14 protein-coding genes are annotated in these 18,667 nt (G+C 65.8%); 12 read left to right on the forward strand and 2 right to left on the reverse strand.

The window, feature by feature from the left end; genetic code table 11:
* The first annotated feature begins 20 nt into the window (after positions 1–20).
* A complete protein-coding gene (locus I6J77_RS12815) occupies positions 21–2,429 on the forward strand; it encodes a TonB-dependent receptor (RefSeq protein ID WP_204109282.1) in 2,409 nt (802 codons plus the stop codon).
* Positions 2,430–2,855: 426 nt separating this feature from the next.
* Here the strand turns inward: I6J77_RS12815 and I6J77_RS12820 are convergent, their stop codons facing one another.
* Both I6J77_RS12820 and I6J77_RS12825 read right to left on the reverse strand, forming a co-directional pair.
* A complete protein-coding gene (locus I6J77_RS12820; protein WP_239309285.1) occupies positions 2,856–5,339 on the reverse strand; it encodes an exo 1,3/1,4-beta-D-glucan glucohydrolase in 2,484 nt (827 codons plus the stop codon).
* A 338-nt stretch (positions 5,340–5,677) separates the two neighbouring features.
* Positions 5,678–6,688 carry a LacI family DNA-binding transcriptional regulator gene (locus tag I6J77_RS12825; protein WP_007807909.1) on the reverse strand — a complete coding sequence of 337 codons (1,011 nt, stop codon included), beginning with the start codon at positions 6,686–6,688 and terminating at the stop codon, positions 5,678–5,680.
* 257 nt (positions 6,689–6,945) lie between these two features.
* Here I6J77_RS12825 and I6J77_RS12830 point away from each other — a divergent pair, with 257 nt between their 5' ends.
* From I6J77_RS12830 to I6J77_RS12880, 11 genes are all read left to right on the forward strand, one after another.
* Entirely contained in the window at positions 6,946–9,165 is a 2,220-nt protein-coding gene (locus I6J77_RS12830; RefSeq protein ID WP_204109283.1) for a Six-hairpin glycosidase-like protein, read from the forward strand.
* Positions 9,162–10,640 carry an MFS transporter gene (locus I6J77_RS12835; RefSeq protein ID WP_056717345.1) on the forward strand — a complete coding sequence of 493 codons (1,479 nt, stop codon included), beginning with the start codon at positions 9,162–9,164 and terminating at the stop codon, positions 10,638–10,640. The genes I6J77_RS12830 and I6J77_RS12835 overlap by 4 nt, the downstream gene beginning before the upstream one ends.
* Positions 10,641–10,675: 35 nt before the next feature.
* Positions 10,676–12,358: an alpha-amylase family glycosyl hydrolase gene (locus tag I6J77_RS12840; protein WP_204109284.1), complete on the forward strand. Its 1,683-nt coding sequence runs from the start codon at positions 10,676–10,678 to the stop codon at positions 12,356–12,358.
* 341 nt (positions 12,359–12,699) lie between these two features.
* The gene (locus I6J77_RS12845) at positions 12,700–13,284 is read left to right on the forward strand and encodes a hypothetical protein (protein ID WP_204109285.1); all 585 of its coding nucleotides are present in this window, start codon (positions 12,700–12,702) and stop codon (positions 13,282–13,284) included.
* A 73-nt stretch (positions 13,285–13,357) separates the two neighbouring features.
* Positions 13,358–13,921: a DUF4145 domain-containing protein gene (locus I6J77_RS12850; RefSeq protein WP_204109286.1), complete on the forward strand. Its 564-nt coding sequence runs from the start codon at positions 13,358–13,360 to the stop codon at positions 13,919–13,921.
* A gap of 59 nt (positions 13,922–13,980) precedes the next feature.
* Positions 13,981–14,352, forward strand: a complete 372-nt coding sequence (locus I6J77_RS12855; RefSeq protein ID WP_204109287.1) for a hypothetical protein — start codon at positions 13,981–13,983, stop codon at positions 14,350–14,352.
* An 878-nt stretch (positions 14,353–15,230) separates the two neighbouring features.
* A complete protein-coding gene (locus I6J77_RS12860) occupies positions 15,231–15,563 on the forward strand; it encodes a hypothetical protein (protein ID WP_204109288.1) in 333 nt (110 codons plus the stop codon).
* A complete protein-coding gene (locus tag I6J77_RS17940; protein ID WP_369334538.1) occupies positions 15,550–15,903 on the forward strand; it encodes a DUF1871 family protein in 354 nt (117 codons plus the stop codon). The genes I6J77_RS12860 and I6J77_RS17940 overlap by 14 nt, the downstream gene beginning before the upstream one ends.
* Positions 15,904–15,973: 70 nt before the next feature.
* The gene (locus I6J77_RS12870; RefSeq protein ID WP_239308971.1) at positions 15,974–16,849 is read left to right on the forward strand and encodes an alpha/beta fold hydrolase; all 876 of its coding nucleotides are present in this window, start codon (positions 15,974–15,976) and stop codon (positions 16,847–16,849) included.
* An 85-nt stretch (positions 16,850–16,934) separates the two neighbouring features.
* Positions 16,935–17,339 carry a GFA family protein gene (locus I6J77_RS12875; RefSeq protein WP_204109290.1) on the forward strand — a complete coding sequence of 135 codons (405 nt, stop codon included), beginning with the start codon at positions 16,935–16,937 and terminating at the stop codon, positions 17,337–17,339.
* 81 nt (positions 17,340–17,420) lie between these two features.
* Complete coding sequence (locus tag I6J77_RS12880; protein WP_204109291.1) at positions 17,421–18,662, forward strand: patatin-like phospholipase family protein; 1,242 nt, start codon at positions 17,421–17,423, stop codon at positions 18,660–18,662.
* The last annotated feature ends 5 nt before the right edge of the window (positions 18,663–18,667 follow it).

An 18,667-nucleotide genomic window follows, 5' to 3' on the forward strand; every position in this document is an offset into this window, starting at 1 on the left:
ATCTTTGGGGAGAGGGTGAAATGAAATTACGCTACTCGGCTTTGTACCTCGCGATGACCGCGATACTCGCCTCGGGCGCCGTCCATGCAGCCGGTCAGGACACGACTGCTGCGCCCGACGCCGCCACACGCACCAAGGTCAAGGACCTGGACAGCGTCCAAGTCACCGCGACCAAACGCGAAACGCCGCTGCAGAAAACCCCGGTCGCGATCAGCGTGATCAGCGCCGACTCGCTCGACAAGGAGCGGGTGATGACGGTGCAGGACATCACCAAGCTGGTGCCCGGTTTCCAGGCCACCTCGCAGGGCGACCACGGCGTGGTCACGCTGACCATGCGCGGCATCGGCAACGACAGCGCCAAGACCGAATACGCCGATCCGGAAGTGGCGATGTTCATCGACGGCGTCTACTCGCCGCGCCCCGAAGCCGCCGCCGGCCTGCTGCTGGACATCGAAAGCGTGGAGGTGCTGCGCGGTCCGCAGGGCACGCTGTGGGGTCGCAACTCCACCGCCGGCGTGGTGAATTTCCAGACCGGCAAGCCCGACCTCAGCGGCTTCTACGGCAACGCGCAATTCGAGGCAGGCAACTACAGCCACGTCGGCACGCGCGCCACGGTGAACCTGCCGATCAGCAGCACCTTCGGCATTCGCGTGGCGATGGCGCAGGAACAGCACGACGGCTACGTCGCCTTCCAGAACCCGTCGCAGCAGTTGCCCAGCGTGGCCGACCAGCAGGCGGCGTACCTGGCCAGCGGCGGCTCGCTGGCCAGCTTCCAGCCGATCAACGCCGCCAACTACGTGACCGCCGGCGACAAGTACAACGCGCAGGACCAGTCCGCCGCGCGCGTCAGCGCGCTGTGGCAGCCCAGCGACAAGTTCACCTGGAACCTGTCGTGGGAATACTTCCGCGACCGCGGCACGCCGGGCATGAGCCTGATGCAGCATCCCCGCGCCGGGCAGGACTTCTGGTCCGCGCTGATCGACACCGCGCCCTACCTCAAGCGTGACTCCAACACGGTGCGCAGCCGGATGGACTTCAAGATCGGCGACTCGATGCTGCTGAGCTACGTGGCGGGCTTCAACCGCTTCTCCGGCAAGAGCAACTTCGACCAGGACAACGGCGCCCAGGTGCCGACCAGCTTCAACACCGGCGCTTCGTACCAGGCCGACCGCACCAACTTCTCCAACTACAGCAACTACAGCCACGAGCTGGACCTGAAGTCCACCGGCGACAACGCGGTCGACTGGATCCTGGGTGCGTACTACGCGGCCGAAGACAACAACATCCGCTTCGACATCCCGATCCTCAACGGCACCGCCCAGGGCACGGTGAGCTGGCAGGGCTCGTTCATCCAGCCCAAGGAAACGGTGAAGTCCACCGCGTTCTTCGGCCAGGCCACCTGGCACATCAGTGACGGCCTGCGCCTGACCGGCGGCGCGCGCTGGTCCAAGGACAAGAAGGAAAACGTGGGCGGCCGCGGCTGGGGCTGGGCGTACGACCCGAACGTGCCGCAGGTGCCGATCGCGCCGGACGTCGACCCGGGCAACGTGGGCTTCAACGTCTCCACCGTCAACGATGCGAAGTACGACAAGAGCAAGGTGACCTGGCTGGGCCGGCTCGATGCCGACGTGGGCCAGCACGGCCTCGTGTACGCCAGCGTGTCCACCGGCTACAAGTCCGGCGGCACCCAGGATGCCGGCACCCTGTACGAGCCGGAGACGCTGACCAACTACGAAGTCGGCTCGAAGTTCAGCTTCCTCGACGGCCACCTGACCTGGAACAGCGCGATCTACTACGAGCAGTTCAAGAACTTCCAGCTGGCCGCGCCGATCACCTACCCCGACGGCAACCGCGGGCTGGGCTTCTCCAACGTCAAGGGCACCACCAAGGTGATGGGTTTCGAATCCGAACTGGCCTACTCCAGCCAGGACGACCGCCTCAACCTGGTGTTCTCGGCGATCCCCAAGAAGGAACTGGGCACGCTGAAGTACGCCGGCAGCAACGACTACCAGGGCCTGCCCGCCTGCGATCCGGCCTCGGGCATCAGCGCCTGCGTGGACGTCAGCGGCAACGACCTGCCGCACGCGCCGAACACCTCGCTCACCGCGATCTACGAGCACGACTTCCACCTGACCAACGGCGGCCGCGTCACCCCGCGCCTGTCCGCGCAGTACCAGAGCACGCAGTGGCTGAGCACGTTCAACCTCGGCGAAGGCGATCAGCAGAAGGCCTATACACGCGGTGATCTTTCGGTGCGCTACACCGAACCGCAGGATCGCTGGTGGGTCTCGGCCTATGTGCAGAACGTCACCGATGGCAAGGTGCGCACCAGCGCCGGTCGCTTCGCCCTGCCCAACGGCAGCTTCATCTACACCTCGCAGTACCTGCCGCCACGCACCTACGGCGTGACCGTCGGGGTCTGGTTCTAAGGCTGACACCGTTCTCCTGGCGACGGATTCCTCCCCTCCCATCGCCACTGGATGCCCCCGCAACGGGGCATCCTTTTTTTTGGGGCGCTTGCACCCACAAGTGTGATCGTCCGCAGACTCCGCGCGATCACCCGGCGCTGCCGCCGCAATCTGCGTAGCCGGACACGGACACGCGCCGCGCCTGGCGCTTGAATGGGAACCGCAGCCTCACCGAACCGACGATCAGGACGCTCTCCCCGCGACCGCCCGCTCCGGGTCGCCCATTGGATGCACCGGCAACGGGGCATCCGTTTTTTTTGGCCGTCCATATGAGCGGGCCGGCGTCGCCCCGGCAGGCGACGCCCACGAAAAAGCGGCCCGCAGGCCGCTAAGTTTTCATTCCGCGCCTTGCCGGAACCTGGCCCGGCTCCGGCCTGGCTGCCCGGCTCAGTGCGCGGGGCAGTCCAGCGTGTGGTCGGCCACCGTGCCCAGCGACACTTCGGCCACGGCGATGCGTTCGCCGGTGCTGCCGGTCCACTCGAACGGCCGGTCCAGCTTGCTCATGTCGGCGCCCGCGTCGCGGAAGCACTTCAGCGGAATGCCGACGCTCAGCCATTGTCCGCGCGGCAGGGCGCTGAGCTGCGTGCCGATCGGCAGCTGCGCACCGCAGCCGCTGCCGCAGCTGACGCCGATGCTGGCGCCCTGCGCCGACAGCGCATCGACGCGCAGCGTGGTCACCAGCATCACGTCGCCATTGGTTTCACGCTCGACGTCCAGCGGTGTCGGCGCGACCAGCGCGGCCTGCGCCTTGCCGCCGCCGGACCAGGCCAGGCTGCGGGCGTCTTCCTGCGCCTTGTAGTCGAGCGCGCCGACGCGCAGCGTGCCGTCCGCCGTGACCGATGGCGTCGCCGTGACGTTGCTGTCCGCGCCATTGGCGCCGGTGAGCTGCAGCACGAAACCCTGCGCCGGCTTGCCGTGGGTGAAGTAGACGCCGGCACGCGCGCTGCTCAGCGCGATGCCCGGGTCTTCGGACAGCTTGCCGCCCTTGCCGGGCTCGGCATAGCTCAGCCCGAAGCCGTAGCGGAACTGCGGGTCGTAGTGCTCCTTGCCGCCGGCCAGCGGAATCTGCACCGCGGTGCGCGGCCACGAGTAGGCCAGCCTGCCGTGGAAATCGTGGGCGATGTGGCCGTCGCGGGTGCGCAGCAGCACGTCGGCGATGCCCTCGCCTTCGCTGCCCGGCAACCACGCCACCACGAAGGCGTCGGCGGCATTGATCTCGCGGTTCATCCACAGCGGCCGTCCGGTCAGGAACACCGCCACCACCGGCACGCCCTGCTGGCGCAGGCGACGCAGCAGGTCGAGGTCGTGATCGTTGCCCGGCCGGTAGGCAAGGTTCGGCAGGTCACCCTGGAACTCGGCGTACGGGTCTTCGCCGAATACCACGATGGCGACATCGGGCTTGCGTTTGTACTTGCCTTCCACCGACAGCTCGGCGCTGCCGCCGGCGGCCTGCACCTGGTCGCGGATACCGGCCCAGATCGAGGTGGCGCCGGGGAAGTTCGCATTGGTGAGGCCGGTGCCCTGCCAGGTCAGCGTCCAGCCGCCGTTCTGCTTGGAGATGTTGTCGGCACCATCGCCGGCGACCAGCACGTGCTTGCGCGGATCGATCGGCAGCACGCCGTCGTTCTTCAGCAGCACCAGCGATTCGCGCACGGCGCGGCGGGCCAGCGCGCGGTGTTCGGCGCTGCCGATCACCTTCGCCGAATCACGCACCAGCGGATTGGCCGAAGGCAGCCCCGCCTCGAACATGCCCAGGCGCAGCTTCACCCGCAGGATGCGGCTCACCGCGTCGTCGACGCGGCTCATCGGGATCACCCCGGACTTCACCTCGGCCAGGGTGTTCCTGTACAGGCCCTTCCACGAGTCGGGCGCCTCCAGCATGTCCAGCCCGGCGTTGTACGCCACCGGGCAGTCTTCGTTGGTGCAGCCGGGCACTTGGCCGTGGGCGTTCCAGTCGCCCAGCACGATGCCGCCGAAGCCCATGCGCTGCTTCAGCACGTCGGTGATCAGGCCCTTGTTGCCGGCCATCTTCACCCCGTTCCAGCTGGAGAACGAGACCATCACCACCTGCACCCCGGCGCGGATCGCCGGCGGATAGCCGACCGCGTGCACGTCGCGCAACACCGCCTCGCTGACCTCGGCGTCGCCCTGGTCCTTGCCGTCCCTGGTGCCGCCGTCGCCCACGAAATGCTTGGCGGTGGCGATCACGTGGTCGGCGTCGAGGAACTGCGGCGTGCCGACCTTGCCTTCCAGCCCCTCGATCACCGCGCCGGCGTATTGCGCCACCAGCGCGGGGTTTTCCGAATAGCCCTCGTAGGCACGGCCCCAGCGACCGTCCTGGGGCACGGTCAGCGTGGGCGCGAAGGTCCAGTTGATGCCGCTGGCGCGCAGCTCGCGGGCGGTGACTGCGCCGATCGCATGGATCAGCTGCGGATCACGCGCGTTGCCCAGCGCGGAGTTCTGCGGAAACAGCGTGCTGCCGACCAGGTTGTTGTGGCCATGCACCGCGTCGATGCCGAACAGCACCGGGATCGCCAGCCGGCCGCCCGAGGTATCCATCGAGGCGCGGTAGAACGCGTCGGACAGTTTCTGCCACTGCGCCGCGGTGCCGTACTGGCCGCCGTCCGGCCCGGAATTGCCGCCGGCCAGGATCGAGCCGAGCCGATACTCGCGCACGTCCTCCGGCGTCACCGACTTGATGTCGGCCTGGATCATCTGGCCCACCTTGTCCTCCGCCGACATCTTCGCCAGCAGCGCCTTCACCCGCGCCTCCAGCGCCGGATCGGGCGGCAACGGCGAGCGCACCTGGGGCCAGGCATCGGGATGGACGGTGGCGGCGGTGTCCCCGGCGAGCACGAAATGGATGGGCATGATCAACGCGCCGGCGAGGGTGACGGAGAGGGCAAGACGACCCGGCAACGAGTTCGGTGGGGGCGGAAATCGCACGGCAAGGCTCCTGGCTGGCGCGCCGACGGCACGCGGTCTGAACCGCATAGTGACACGGATGACAGCGCTGTCAATTCGCTGCGCAACATGGCCGGATTCGGCGGGTCTGGTCAGGCACGCCGTGGCGGTGTGACGCATCGGCCAAGGGAAGTGGCGGCCTGCGACGGCGTGTGGCGGGCGCTGCCCGCCCTACGGAGGGGCGGCTGAGAGGGACGCGTAGGGCGGACACCGTCCGCCGGCTCTTCGCGACCGGGCGGCGAACTTCAGGAAACGCGCGCGGTGGAGCCGCGGATCTGCAGGGAGAACGGCATCTGCACCAGCTCGCCGGTGCCACGGCCGCGCAGCAGGTTCAGCAACTGCTGGGCTGCGATGCGGCCCATCTCGCGGCTGGGCTGCTGCACCGTGGTCAGCGCCGGCCACAGCTGGCGCGCCAGCGGGGTGTCGTCGAAGCCGCACACGGACAGGTCCTGCGGCACCTTCAATCCGTATTCGCCGGCAGCCCACATCACTCCGGTGGCCATGTCGTCGTTGGCGGCAAACACCGCCGTCGGCCGCTGCTTCAGTGCGAACAGTTCGCGTGCCGCGGTGACGCCGGAGCCGAACGTGAAGGCGCCCTGCACCACCAGCGCGGGATCTTCGGGCACGCCGGCCGCCGCCATCGCCTCGCGGTAGCCGGCCAGCCGCCAGCGGCTGGCGCCGTGGTCGGCGATGCCCAGCACGTGGGCGATGCGCCGGTGGCCCAGGCCCAGCAGATGCTCGACGATCGCCCGCGCCGCGGCCTGCTCGTCCATCCGCACGCCGATGCTGGTGTCGCTCTGCGGCGACACGCTGGCATACGGCACGTTGCGTTCGCGCAGGCGCTTGAGCAGCGGCGCGTAGTCGGTGATCGGCGGGGTCAGCACCACACCGTCGGGGTGATGGTCGGAGATCAGCGCGTCGAGCCGGCGGATGAAGTCGTCGCCGCGCATCCGCAGCGGTCGCACCATCATGCTGTAGCGATGTGCGTCGCAGGCTTCCAGCACGCCGTCCTGGATCTCGGCCAGGTAGGTCGAGGCCGGGTTGTCGTTGTTGTCGTACAGCATCGCCACCACGAACGAGCGATTGCCGGCGAGACTGCGCGCCGAGGGATGCGGGCGATAGTCCAGCTCTTCCATCGCGGCGCGCACGCGCTTGCGCGTCTCCTCGCTCACGTTGGCCTCGTCGTTGAGCACGCGGGACACCGTCTTGGGCGATACGCTCGCTGCGCGCGCCACTTCTTCGAGGCGTACCCGCATGGAATCTCCCGTGTGATCGTGGCCGTCGAACGACTATGCCGTCATCGCCCGCCGCTTTACAAGGCGCCGCGCGAATGGCGCGCCGGGCGAAAACGGACGCGCGGCATGAATACGTATGCAACCACTGGTTGCTGCAGTGCGACGCTGCCTACCATGCAGGAGGCATCGTCCGTGCGGACGTCGCGCCAGCCCGCAGCCACCGGAGCGTTGTCACCGATGACCACCACGATTCGCCTTCCGCCAGCGCGACCCTGCCCGTGCTGAGCCTGCTGCTGGGAGCCGCGCTGGCCGCCAGTGCCGCGACGCCTGCGTGGCAGGAAGGCTTGGGGCAGGACGGCCTGGACTGGCACGGCGTGCACGTCGGCATCGAGCACGACGCGCAGCACCGCTACACGCTGGCGTGGCCGTACGGCCAGCGGGTGATCGCCCCGCAGCCGCTGCGCAGCGACACCGCCAGCCCGCTGTTCGACGGCCTGTTCGCGATGGCGCAGGACGATCTCGCGCTCGACTCGGTGGAGGCGATCCGCGACGGCGCGTTCGACCACGGCCAGCCGATTCCCTGCCGCTGCTTCGTCACCGGGCTGAAGTGGCCTTACGTGTGGACGCGCGACCTGTCCTACGCGATCGACCTCGGCCTGTGGCGCTTCGACCCCGCCCGCTCGCGCAACGGGCTGAAGTTCAAGCTGTCCGGCGTGCGCGTGACCGACGCAGCGCAGGGCCCGGATTCAAAACCGTACTATCCGATGCAGGACACCGGCTCCGGCGGCAGCTGGCCGATCAGCACCGATCGCGTGGTGTGGTTCCTCGGTGCGCGCCATCTGCTCGACGACGCCGCGTTCGCCGGCGACGTCTACCAGGCACTCGGCGCCACCCTGGCGCAGGATCGGCAATACGCGTTCGACCAGCGCCTCGGCCTGTATCGGGGCGAGACCTCCTTCCTCGACTGGCGTGAACAGAGTTACCCGGCGTGGACCGCGGACGAGGTGGGCTTCATCGCGCAATCGTTCGCGCTGTCCACCAACGTGCTGCACTACCAGGCGCTGCAACTGGCCGCCACGCTGGCCGACCAACATCACGAGGCGAAGGCCGCCACCGGCTACCGCAACGACGCGGCGGCGCTGAAGGCGGCGATCAACGCCCGCTTCTGGCGCGCCGATCGTGGCATGTACATGAGCTATCTCGGCGGCGACGGCACGCCGTACGACACTTACGACCTGCTCGGCATCGCGCTGGCGGTCGACAGCGGCGTGGCCGACGGCGAACGCGCCCGCCAGACGCTGGCGAACTACCCCACGTGGCCGGCCGGCAGCCCGGTGATCTGGCCCGAGCGCGCCGACCAGCCGATCTACCACAACCGGGCGATCTGGCCGTTCGTCAGCATGTACGCGCTGCGCGCCGCACGCGAAACGCAGCAGCCCGCCCGCATCGCCCACGAGATCGCCTCGATCATGCGCGGCGCCGCGCTGTACGGCTCCAACATGGAGAACTACGAACTGCTGACCCAGGGCCAGCACGTCGACGAAGGCAAGCTGAGCGGCCCGGTGGTGAATTCGCCGCGCCAGTTGTGGTCGGTGGCGGCCTACCTGGCGATGGTCAGCGAAGGCGTGTTCGGCCTGGAGGAGAATGGCCGGGTCGCGCCGAAGCTGCCCACCGCGCTGGTGCCGATGCTGTTCGGTACGCGTCGCGCGATCACGCTCGAACTGCCCGGGCGCCGGATCACCCTGCAGCTTCCCGCCGCGCTCGACGGCAACCTGCTTGTCGCCGACCAGCTGCGTACGCAGGGCAACACCACCACCGTCTCGCTGAAAGCGGTGCAGGTCGCCGACGTGCCGCTGCGCACCGACGCGCCGCTGTACGCGCCGCTCGCCCCCGCCGCGCCGCAGGTGCAGGCCGTCGACAAGCGCTGGCAGATCCGCGTCGAGGGCAGGCAGCGGCTCTACCTCAACGGCGTGGCGCACGGCGACATCGACGCCAGCAGCACGCTCGCACGACAGCCGGGCCTGGCCTGCTTCAGCGCCACGCGCATCGACGCGCAAGGGCTGGAATCGCTGCACAGCCCCACCGTCTGCGTCGGCGACACGAACCGGATCGGCGGCGACTGGCCACGCCAGTGGACGGCGCCAGCCAGCGGCGACTGGCGCGTCGCGCTGGACTACGCCAACGACCACGGCCCGATCAACACCGGCATCACCGCGGCGGTGAAGATGCTGGTGATCCGCTGCGACGGCAGCGCCGAGCAACGCTTGCCGATCGTGATGCCGCACAGTGTGCGCACCCAGTCATCCAGCTGGGGCCGCTTCGGCGCGAAGGCGGGCGCGACCTGCCGGTTCACGCTCGACGACGGCTTCAACATGAGCTACCTGGCCCACTTCGCCCACTACACCGGCGGACAGGGCGGCAGCGATGGCCCATTGAACCGGGCGGTGGTGCATGATCTGCTGATCGCTCCGCTCGCCCCCGGCCACGGCTCACCATGAACGACGGTACTTCCGCGAACTCCAAACCGGCGCTGTCGTTCTGGCAGATCTGGAACATGTGCTTCGGCTTCCTCGGCCTGCAGTTCGGCTTCGCGCTGCAGAACGCGAACGTCAGCCGGATCTTCCAGACCCTGGGCGCCGACCTCAACGACATCCCCGCGCTGTGGATCGCCGCGCCGCTGACCGGGCTGATCGTGCAGCCGATCATCGGCCACTTCTCCGACCGCACCTGGAACCGGCTGGGCCGGCGCCGCCCCTACTTCCTGGCCGGCGCGGTGTTCGCCTCGCTGGCCCTCTTGTGGATGCCGAACGCGCCGGTGCTGTGGATGGCCGCCGGCCTGCTGTGGATTCTGGACGCCTCGATCAACGTGTCGATGGAGCCGTTCCGCGCCTTCGTGGGCGACCAGTTGCCGACCCGCCAGCGGCCCTCCGGCTACGCGATGCAGAGCTTCTTCATCGGCGTGGGCGCGGTGGTGGCCTCGGCGTTGCCGTGGATACTGGCGCAATTCGGCGTGGCCAACGTGGCGCCGGACGGCGGCATTCCCGACACGGTGAAATATGCCTTCTACGCCGGTGGCGCGGTGCTGCTGGGCGCGGTGCTGTGGACTATCTTCAGCACCCGCGAATACCCGCCGGACCGGCTGCAGTCGTTCAGCGACAGCGTGGCCGAACCGCCGGCGGTGGACGTGTCGCAGGCCTGGCGCTGGGGCGTGCTGCTGCTGGTGGTCGGCGTCGCGGTGCTGTTCGCGATCCAGCATTTCGCGCTGGAGAAAGAGGTCTACGTGCTGGGCGGCGGGCTGCTCGTGTTCGGCCTGCTGTTCGTCTGGCTCAGCTTCAGCCGCGGCCGCGGCATGCTGCGCGAGGTGATGGGCGACCTCTACGGCATGCCCGTCTCGATGCGGCAACTGGCGTGGGTGCAACTGTTCTCGTGGTTCGCGCTGTTCGCGATGTGGATCTACACCACCGCGAGCGTGACCGAGACCATCTACGGCACCACCGACGTGCACTCGGCCCTGTACAACGAGGGCGCCAACTGGGTCGGCGTGCTGTTCGCCGCCTACAACGGCTTCGCCGCCGTGGCCGCGGTGGTGATTCCGCTGATGGTGCGACGCTGGGGCCTGCGCATCAGCCACCTGATCAACCTGTGCCTGGGCGGCGCCGGCCTGCTGTCGTTCCTGCTGATCCGCGACCCGGTATGGCTGCTGGCCTCGATGGTCGGCGTGGGCTTCGCCTGGGCCTCGATCCTGTCGCTGCCCTATGCGCTGCTGTCGGACAACCTGCCCGCGGGGAAGATGGGCGTCTACATGGGCATCTTCAATTTCTTCATCGTGATCCCGCAGCTGCTCGCCGCCAGCGTGCTCGGCCTGCTGCTGCGGCTGTGCTTCCACAACCAGCCGATCTGGGCGCTGGCACTGGGCGGCGCCTGCCTGCTGGTCGCCGGCCTGTTCACCCTGCGCGTGCGCGAGCCCGGCTAGCCCAGCCTCGCCAACGCCATCACCGGAACGACGAGATGATCCGCACCACCGTACTGGCGCTTGCCACGCTCACCCTGCTCTGCGGCAGCGCGCACGCCGCGACCACCACGCCCGAATTCGTCGGCACCGACGCGCCGATGGCGTCCAACGCGATCTACTTCGTGATGACCGACCGCTTCGTCAACGGCGATCCGTCCAACGACCAGCGCGACCAGGGCGGCGCGCACCCCACCTTCGACGTCCCGGTGGCCGGCGCGCCGAAGGGCGAAAGCGCGAACATCGGCTACCTCGGCGGCGACTTCCGGGGCGTGCTGGACAACGCCGCCTACATCCGCGGCATGGGCTTCGGCGCGGTGTGGATCACCCCGATCGCGGACAACCCCGACGAAGCTTTCACCGGCGGCGATCCGGTGAGCTGGGGTTCCAAGTTCACCGACCGCGGCAAGACCGGCTTCCACGGCTACTGGGGCGTCAACTTCTACAAGCTCGACGAGCACCTGCCCAGCAAGAACCTCGACTTCCGCCAGTTCACCACGGCGATGCGGGCGCAGGGCCTGAAGACCGTGCTCGACATCGTGGCCAACCACGGCTCGCCCGCCTTCAGCATGCCGCAGGCGCAACCGATGTTCGGCCAGATCTACGACAAGGACGGCAAGCTCGTCGCCGACCAGCAGAACCTGCCGCCGTACAGGCTCGATCCCGTGCGCAACCCGCTGCATCGCTTCTACCACGCCTACGACGACCTGGTTCAGCTGTCCAACAACGACGACCGGAACCCGGCCGTGCTCGACTACTTCGCGGGCGCGTACAACCAGTGGGCCGATCAGGGCGCCGACGCGTTCCGCATCGACACCATCAGCCACATGTCCACCACCTTCTGGAAACAGTTCGCCGCGCGCATCCGGGCGAAGCATCCCGGCTTCTTCATGTTCGGCGAAGCGTTCGACTACAGCCCCGACAACATCGGCCAGTACACCTGGCCCGAAAACGGCGGCATCAGCGTGCTCGACTTCCCGCTGCGCGGGCGCATCGCCGATGTGTTCGAGCACCCCGGCAGCGACTACGCGCAACTGCTCGACCGCCTCTACCTCACCAACGGCCCGTACCAGAACCCGTACGAACTGGTCACCTTCTACGACAACCACGACATGGCGCGCCTGGCCGCTAGCGACAACGGCTTCATCGACGCCAACAACTGGCTGTTCACCGCCCGCGGCATCCCGGCGATCTACTACGGCTCCGAAACCGGCTTCGAGCGCGGCAAGGCCGAACACCAGGGCAACCGCAACTACTACGGCCAGCAACGCATCGACGCCGCACCGAAAAGCCCGATCTATCGCCAGCTCAAGCGCATCGCGCAGTTGCGCGAAAAGACCCCGGCACTGCAACGCGGCCTGATGCTGCCGCTGCACTTCGCCGGCAACCAGGCGGCGTTCTACCGCGTGTACCAGAAAGGCGATGTACACCAGATCGCGCTGGTGCTGCTCAACAAGGGTGACGCTGTCGCATCGTTTGACGTTGGCGATTATCTGCAAGCTGGCCGCTGGACATCCGCGTTCGGCGACAAGGCAGTCGACGTCGGCACCGGCGGAAAACTGCACGCGACGGTGGCAGCACATGACGTGCAGGTCTATCTGCTCGATGCCCTCGCCACCCGCCCCGACCTGATTGCCGAACTGACCCGACTCACCCGCGAGCGCGGACATCCGCCCCATTGAACCATCCGGGTCGAGCCGGGCAGACCAACACGCAGGTCGCACGCCGCCACGCATCAGCTTGCAGCACGCCCTCGAGCAGCCCGCGGATATCGTTTCGCGGCCGATCCAGCCACTGCGCCATTCCCGCCGCCGTTACACCCTCACTTCCGCCCGGTAACTCATACACCCTCAAAAGTCGCTGATAACAACGGCAGGACGCAGCCGCACCAGCGAAGCCACCGCTATCCAAACCCATGATCCGGTGCAGGAATTCATCGCTTGAACGACCAGTCACCGAACTGCATACTCGATGCAAGACCCCACTTTTGGGGTCTACTTAGCGTTAGCCAGCAAGGGACTTCATGGCAATCAACAGGGCAAGCACTCTCATCCACTGGAACTTCTTCATCGCACTGGAGGAAGACTTGGATCGGCTTGCTCGCTATGTTGACCTTTCTGGCCAGAATGACGAGACCTTCTCCATCGAGATTGCTCGCTTATTCTTAAGCGCCAGCGCCGAGGTTGATGTTGTTCTCAAGCAGCTCGCTGTTAAGCACAACGCTGCGTCTACCGCCGCGAGTATCAACGCGTATTTCTCGGAAATTACCCAGCATTGTCCAAATTTTGTCGGGTTCACCGTTCTCGTTCCGCGTTTTGGGCTAACGCTCAATCCTTGGATCAATTGGACAGCAAACACGCCACCAATCTGGTGGCAAGATCACAACAAAGTTAAGCATCACCGGCACAACCACTTCGATAGAGCTACGGTCAAAAATTGCCTCAATTCGGTGGCTGCCCTCTTCGTAAGCGTGATTCATCTCTACGCCGAAGAAGCTGCGCACGGCGAGCTTCTATCTCTACCTCGCCTGTTCAATGTGGGTGACGCTCATTTTGGCGGCACTCAAATGGGGCGTTTTGGCCACAGCTTTGTTTACAATGTTTCGTAGCGGCTAACAACTCGTTCAAGGCGGACGACTTCGCCGCCACTTAACTCCAGCGTTAGCCTCTCGGGGAGCATCAATGCATACGTGGCAGAACGTTCAATCTATGCATGCTAAAGAATTCACCTGTGGATTCTGCGGGCGAGCAGTGGCCTCGGACAGAGGCTATTTTACTGGTCAAATGCCCCAAGCTTTTATTTACATCTGCCCAAACTGCAAGTGTCCATCTTATTTTTTCGATCAAGGAAAGATACAGGTTCCCGGCGTCACGCCCGGCAATGAAGTCCGTTCAGTGCCGGATGACGTCAACGCCCTGTATCGTGAGGCTCGAAAATGTGTTTCGGTTGGGGCTAGTACTGCTGCTGTCCTAGCTTGCCGTAAACTGCTTATGAGCATCGCTGTTGCGCAAGGTGCCGATGCCGGCACATCTTTCATCTCATACGTTAACTACTTAGCCGAGAAAGGGTTCGTTCCGCCAAACGGACGTGGCTGGGTTGATCACATCCGCAACAAGGGAAATGAAGCAAATCACGAAATCCTGCTCATGTCCCAAGGTGATGCAGAAGAGCTAATTTTGTTTTCTGAGATGTTACTCAAGTTCATATATGAGTTTCCCGCTCGAGTGCCCGCACCCAACGCTTGAGGCCTAGCGTAGGAACACTCCGGCTTCGCCGCCGCTTAACTCCAGCGTTAGCGCTCAAGATGAACTTTCCCGAATATTGGCAGGCCTTCGTTAGTGCCCACGAGCTTGTTGGGGCGTCGGCTTGCGTCGACGAGGAGCACGACCTCTCGGGTATGGGTGTAGAGCTCACTTTCCTAACGGAGCTGCAAGCACACGAAGAACTCACTCTTTGTTGGCCTGGTATCGGCGTGGCTGCTGACGGTTACATGCCCGTTGCGTGGTGTTCTGAGGGTAGTGGCGACTACTACTACATCAACAGCAGCGACGGTGCCAACGGACCGCTTTACCGCATCTACCATGACTCGGTCGATCCGCAAGGTTATGATCCGGAAGAAGCCGTAGCCAAGGTCTTCGAGAACTACGAGACGATTCTTGACTATGTTGAGCGCTAACAACTCGTTCAAGGCGGACGGCTGCGCCGCCGCTTAACTCCAGCGTTAGGCGACTATGCAAACTAATCGCATGCCAAGCCCTCAGTACCTGATAGCTCACGCCTGCTTTGGTTGCCACAAGAGCTTCAAGGTGGCCCCGCGCCAAGACGGCACTCCCATCTGTCCAAACTGTGGCGGCCAGCTGCACCAGATGGGCCGATCGTTCAGGGCTCCGCCAGCCAAGGATGCCGAGCAATGGGCAAAAGTGCAGGCGTTGTACAACGCTGGCTGTCGCTTTTTTACCTATCGCAGCACATCGGGTCCTCCGCTACCGGCTAAGCTTTCCGAGGTCGCGTCCTTCATTCAAGACAACCCGACGCATCCACTTCGCGTAGCGGCGCCTAACATCTCGTTCGAGGCGGACGGCTCCGCCGCCGCTCAATTCCAGCCTTAGGCCCATGTTCGCAATTCGATTACTACCAAAGACAGAACGCAGCCCTTCTGGTGAGAGGCTCGGCGAAATTACGATAGGCACATTTCGCGAGAGTTTCGTGTGTTCGTCAGGCAATGATTCGCTCATACACATGGAGCCACGGTGGCGCAATGCACTTCGTGCTCTGGTCGCAGGCTCCCCGGTAGCAGTGTTACAGCATGATCCACGCTTCGCATGGATCGTTTACCGTGAAGGCAGAGAATGTTACGTTCAACAGAAGCTGTCCTTGGATGGCACGTTCTCTGATGCATTACCTCGTGAAACGATCAGCCCTGAAGGAGATCGTGTCAGCGAATGGGACATTGCTTTGGCCGCCATCGAGCACTTCGTTGGGACCTAATCACTGGTTCAAGGTGGACGGCTTCGCCGCCGCTCAACTCCTGCGTTAGACCGCTCGAGAGCCATCATGGGACTCACAGAAACGCAAAGAATCGCCATCCTGTCGGCATACGCCATTATCACGGCGTACTACCTTCTTTGCCTCTACGCAGCCTGGCTGCGCCCATCGCTGCGCCGCTACCGCTTACTGAGGCCTTGGTGGCGCGGTGGCGTCACTGCTTCACGTGGCGGAGTCACAGCCCAAGCTGCATTCGCGTTTTCGCTCTCGCTGTTCGGCACAACGAAAATGTTTGATTTGTGGTGGCAGTCGGGCGCAAAGATAGTTTTCATGCTTTCAATTGCAGCCCTCCTTGTTGCTTTGTTTGCAGATCATGGAGAGCATGCAGATGGCGACCGGTGAGCGGTCCAAGGCCTACAGGCGAACCCGCCAAAACTATGATTCAGCCCTTCTTGTAGTCGCATCGGTTGTGCGGTCGTGGGACCCATGTTCGCTCATCGGCTCAGGCGCACCGCCTGACGAGTTCGATGCCGAGATCGCCACAGTGGTTGCCCATATTCCTTGCATCTCGGATGCCGCTTCGGCTGCCGCCGCCTTGTCGTCAGTCTTCTCGGCATCGTTTGAGTCGAGCTTGTTTTCCCCTGCTCGGTGCGCGGCTCCAGCGGACGGGGAAACCGGCTTGCCTGCCGACTCCGCCATCCGGAAACCATGCTTCCAAGGGAGCGCCCGGGAGCAGGGATGATGCATGATGCGATCCGGAACCTTGGACCGAGCGTTTTTCACCCGCCATTCCAACGCGATGTGAGGACGATATGCTCAGACGCGATTTCCTGAAGACGGCCGTGGCTTCCGCAGCGCTGGCGGCGGCGCTCCGCATTCAAGCCAGCGAGACTCCCGCCATGTCGAAAGGCAATTTTGCCGACGTCGATGGCCAGCACATCTTTTACAGCGTGCATGGCGCCGGCAAGCCACTCGTTCTTCTCCACGGCGGCATCGACCCCGACAGCTTCGGCAGCAATCTGGCCGCGCTGGCCAAAGGCCGGCGGGTGATCGCGCCCCATCTTCAGGCGCACGGGCGTACGCCGGACACCGACCGGTCACTGCGCAGCGAAACGCTGGGCGACGACATCGCTGCCCTGATCGGCCATCTGAAGCTCGGCAAGGCTGACATCATGGGTTATTCGCTGGGCGCCAGCGTCGCCCTGCAGACCGCGATCCGCCATCCGGATGTGGTCGACCGGCTCGTGCTCGTGTCCGCGGCGATGAAGCAGGACGGCTTCTACCCGGAGGGGGTGGAAGCCTTCAGGCAGCTCGAAGCCAACGCCGCCACGTACGGTCCCGGCGTCAAGGCATCGCCGTTGGGACAGACCTATCCCGACGTCGACTGGACAAATCTGTTCCGCAAGGTCGGCGACCTGACCAAACGCCCCTTCGACTGGAGCGCCGACGTCGCCCGGATCAAGGCACGCACACTGCTGGTCTTTGCCGACGCTGACGCCATCCGGCCCGGGCACATGGTCGACTTCTGGAAAGCCCTGGGGGGCGGCCAGCGCGATGCCGGGGTCGACGGCTCCCTGCGACCCGCGAACCAGCTCGCCATTCTGCCGAACACCACCCACTACACACTCGCCGTCGATCCGATGCTGCCGGCGATCGTCGACCGCCTCCTTGTGCCAGGCGCTGGCTGATCATGGCGCGACCCGGGCACATGGTGAGCGGCGGCGACGTGGCGAACTCCCCTCGCCTACCGCGACGCGGCGAGGACGTCGGCACATGAGTGTCCACGCCGGCTCCTGCCTTTGCGGCGCGGCGCGCTTCGAGGTGGAAGGCGAGTTCGAGCATTTCTACCTTTGCCACTGCAAGTATTGCCGCAAGGATTCCGGTTCGGCCCACGGCGCGAACCTGTTTTCCGCGCAGGCCCGCTTGCGATGGCTCAGCGGCGAAGACAAGGTGACTCGCTTCGAGCTGCCGCAAACCCGGCACGTTCGGTGCTTCTGCTCGATCTGCGGCTCGGCCCTGCCGGTGACCCCGATGGACGGCCAGGTGCTGGTCGTTCCGGCCGGCAGCCTTGATACCGCTGTCACCCTCCAACCCGACGCGCACCTCTTCGTGGCCAGCAGGGCCGACTGGGACGAGGGCCTGGAGACGATTCCACGCATGGCGGGATTCCCGGACTGAGACGCCGGCGGTGGCGCATTGATGCGCCATGGCGCCAGACCGCATACTGAGCGAACACTGTTCATCGCCGGGGACCACGCGATGCGATGCAAGCCGGGGTTGCTGATGTTTGCGCTGGTGCTGCTGGCCGGTTGCGGGACCGTCCCGCGGCTGCCCGCTCCACCGGAACTGATCGGCGCGGCGGCACCGGAGGGCTTTTCGCCTGACGTGCGACTGGTCACCACCGACCTGAAAAACTTCACCGCGCTGGCCCCCGACTTCTTCGGCGGCATGCGCAGCGCGGCACACGACGGCACGGTCGACATCCTGGCGCTGTCCGGCGGCGGCTCGGGCGGCGCCTACGGTGGCGGCGTGCTGGCCGGCATGACGCGCGCGCACGCGCGACCGCAATTCGAGATGGTCACCGGCGTGAGCGCCGGCGCGTTGCTGGCCCCATTCGCGTTCCTCGGGCCGGACTGGGATGCCCGCATGCAGGAGGCGTTCACCGGCGAGCGCAGCGCGCGGCTGCTGCATTCGCCCACCCGCACCGTGCTGTCCCGGCTGCTGTCGCCGCGCGGCCTGCCGCACCACAACGCGCTGTTCCAGCTGGTCGATCATTTCGTCACGCCGCAGATGATCGAAGCGGTGGCGCGCGAAGCGACAACTGGCCGCCGGCTGGTGGTGGCCACCACCGACCTGGACAAGCACGAGACCGTGCTGTGGGACCTGGGCAAGATCGCCCGGCATGGCGGCGACGCGGCGCGCACGCTGTTTCGCGACGTGCTGATCGCCTCGGCCAGCGTGCCGGGCGTGTTCCCGCCGGTGCTGATCCGCGTGCGCGACGGTGAACACGTCTACGACGAAATGCACGTGGACGGCGGCGTCACCACCTCGGTGTTCAGCACGCCGCTGATCGCCGGCATCCAGTCCACCGAGCTGCCGCTGCTGCGCGGCGCGCACCTGTACATGCTGGTCAACGGCCAGCTGGCGCGGGCGCCGCAGACCACCCGCTACAACACCATCGACATCGTCTCCAGCGCGCTGGCCGCCGAACTCACCTACAAGACACGCGAGGCGATCGTGGACAACATCGCGGCCTCGCACCGGCTGGGCATGCAATTCCTGCTGACCGAAATTCCGGTGGACTATCCGCAGACCAGCTTCATCGACTTCGACCAGACGCAGATGCTGGCGCTGTTCGACTTCGCCGCTGGTTGCGCCGCGCAGGGGCTGGCGTGGATGACCCCGGAGCAATCGGTACGGCGCAACATGGGCGCGAATCACGCCGCCACGGCATCGGGCGCACCGGCCTGCCCGGCGGCGGCATTCGACGCGGCGCATTGAATCGT

Origin of the sequence: Rhodanobacter sp. FDAARGOS 1247 (genome assembly GCF_016889805.1) — a bacterium.
Classification (GTDB): domain Bacteria; phylum Pseudomonadota; class Gammaproteobacteria; order Xanthomonadales; family Rhodanobacteraceae; genus Rhodanobacter.

Excerpts from the sequence above, each read along its gene's own strand:
- I6J77_RS12815 (WP_204109282.1), top strand. The coding sequence starts at position 21 with ATGAAATTACGCTACTCGGCTTTGTACCTCGCGATGACCGCGATACTC.
- I6J77_RS12820 (WP_239309285.1), bottom strand. The coding sequence starts at position 5,339 with ATGCCCATCCATTTCGTGCTCGCCGGGGACACCGCCGCCACCGTCCAT.
- I6J77_RS12825 (WP_007807909.1), bottom strand. The coding sequence starts at position 6,688 with ATGCGGGTACGCCTCGAAGAAGTGGCGCGCGCAGCGAGCGTATCGCCC.
- I6J77_RS12835 (WP_056717345.1), top strand. The coding sequence starts at position 9,162 with ATGAACGACGGTACTTCCGCGAACTCCAAACCGGCGCTGTCGTTCTGG.
- I6J77_RS12840 (WP_204109284.1), top strand. The coding sequence starts at position 10,676 with ATGATCCGCACCACCGTACTGGCGCTTGCCACGCTCACCCTGCTCTGC.
- I6J77_RS12845 (WP_204109285.1), top strand. The coding sequence starts at position 12,700 with ATGGCAATCAACAGGGCAAGCACTCTCATCCACTGGAACTTCTTCATC.
- I6J77_RS12850 (WP_204109286.1), top strand. The coding sequence starts at position 13,358 with ATGCATACGTGGCAGAACGTTCAATCTATGCATGCTAAAGAATTCACC.
- I6J77_RS12855 (WP_204109287.1), top strand. The coding sequence starts at position 13,981 with ATGAACTTTCCCGAATATTGGCAGGCCTTCGTTAGTGCCCACGAGCTT.
- I6J77_RS12860 (WP_204109288.1), top strand. The coding sequence starts at position 15,231 with ATGGGACTCACAGAAACGCAAAGAATCGCCATCCTGTCGGCATACGCC.
- I6J77_RS17940 (WP_369334538.1), top strand. The coding sequence starts at position 15,550 with ATGGCGACCGGTGAGCGGTCCAAGGCCTACAGGCGAACCCGCCAAAAC.
- I6J77_RS12870 (WP_239308971.1), top strand. The coding sequence starts at position 15,974 with ATGCTCAGACGCGATTTCCTGAAGACGGCCGTGGCTTCCGCAGCGCTG.
- I6J77_RS12875 (WP_204109290.1), top strand. The coding sequence starts at position 16,935 with ATGAGTGTCCACGCCGGCTCCTGCCTTTGCGGCGCGGCGCGCTTCGAG.
- I6J77_RS12880 (WP_204109291.1), top strand. The coding sequence starts at position 17,421 with ATGCGATGCAAGCCGGGGTTGCTGATGTTTGCGCTGGTGCTGCTGGCC.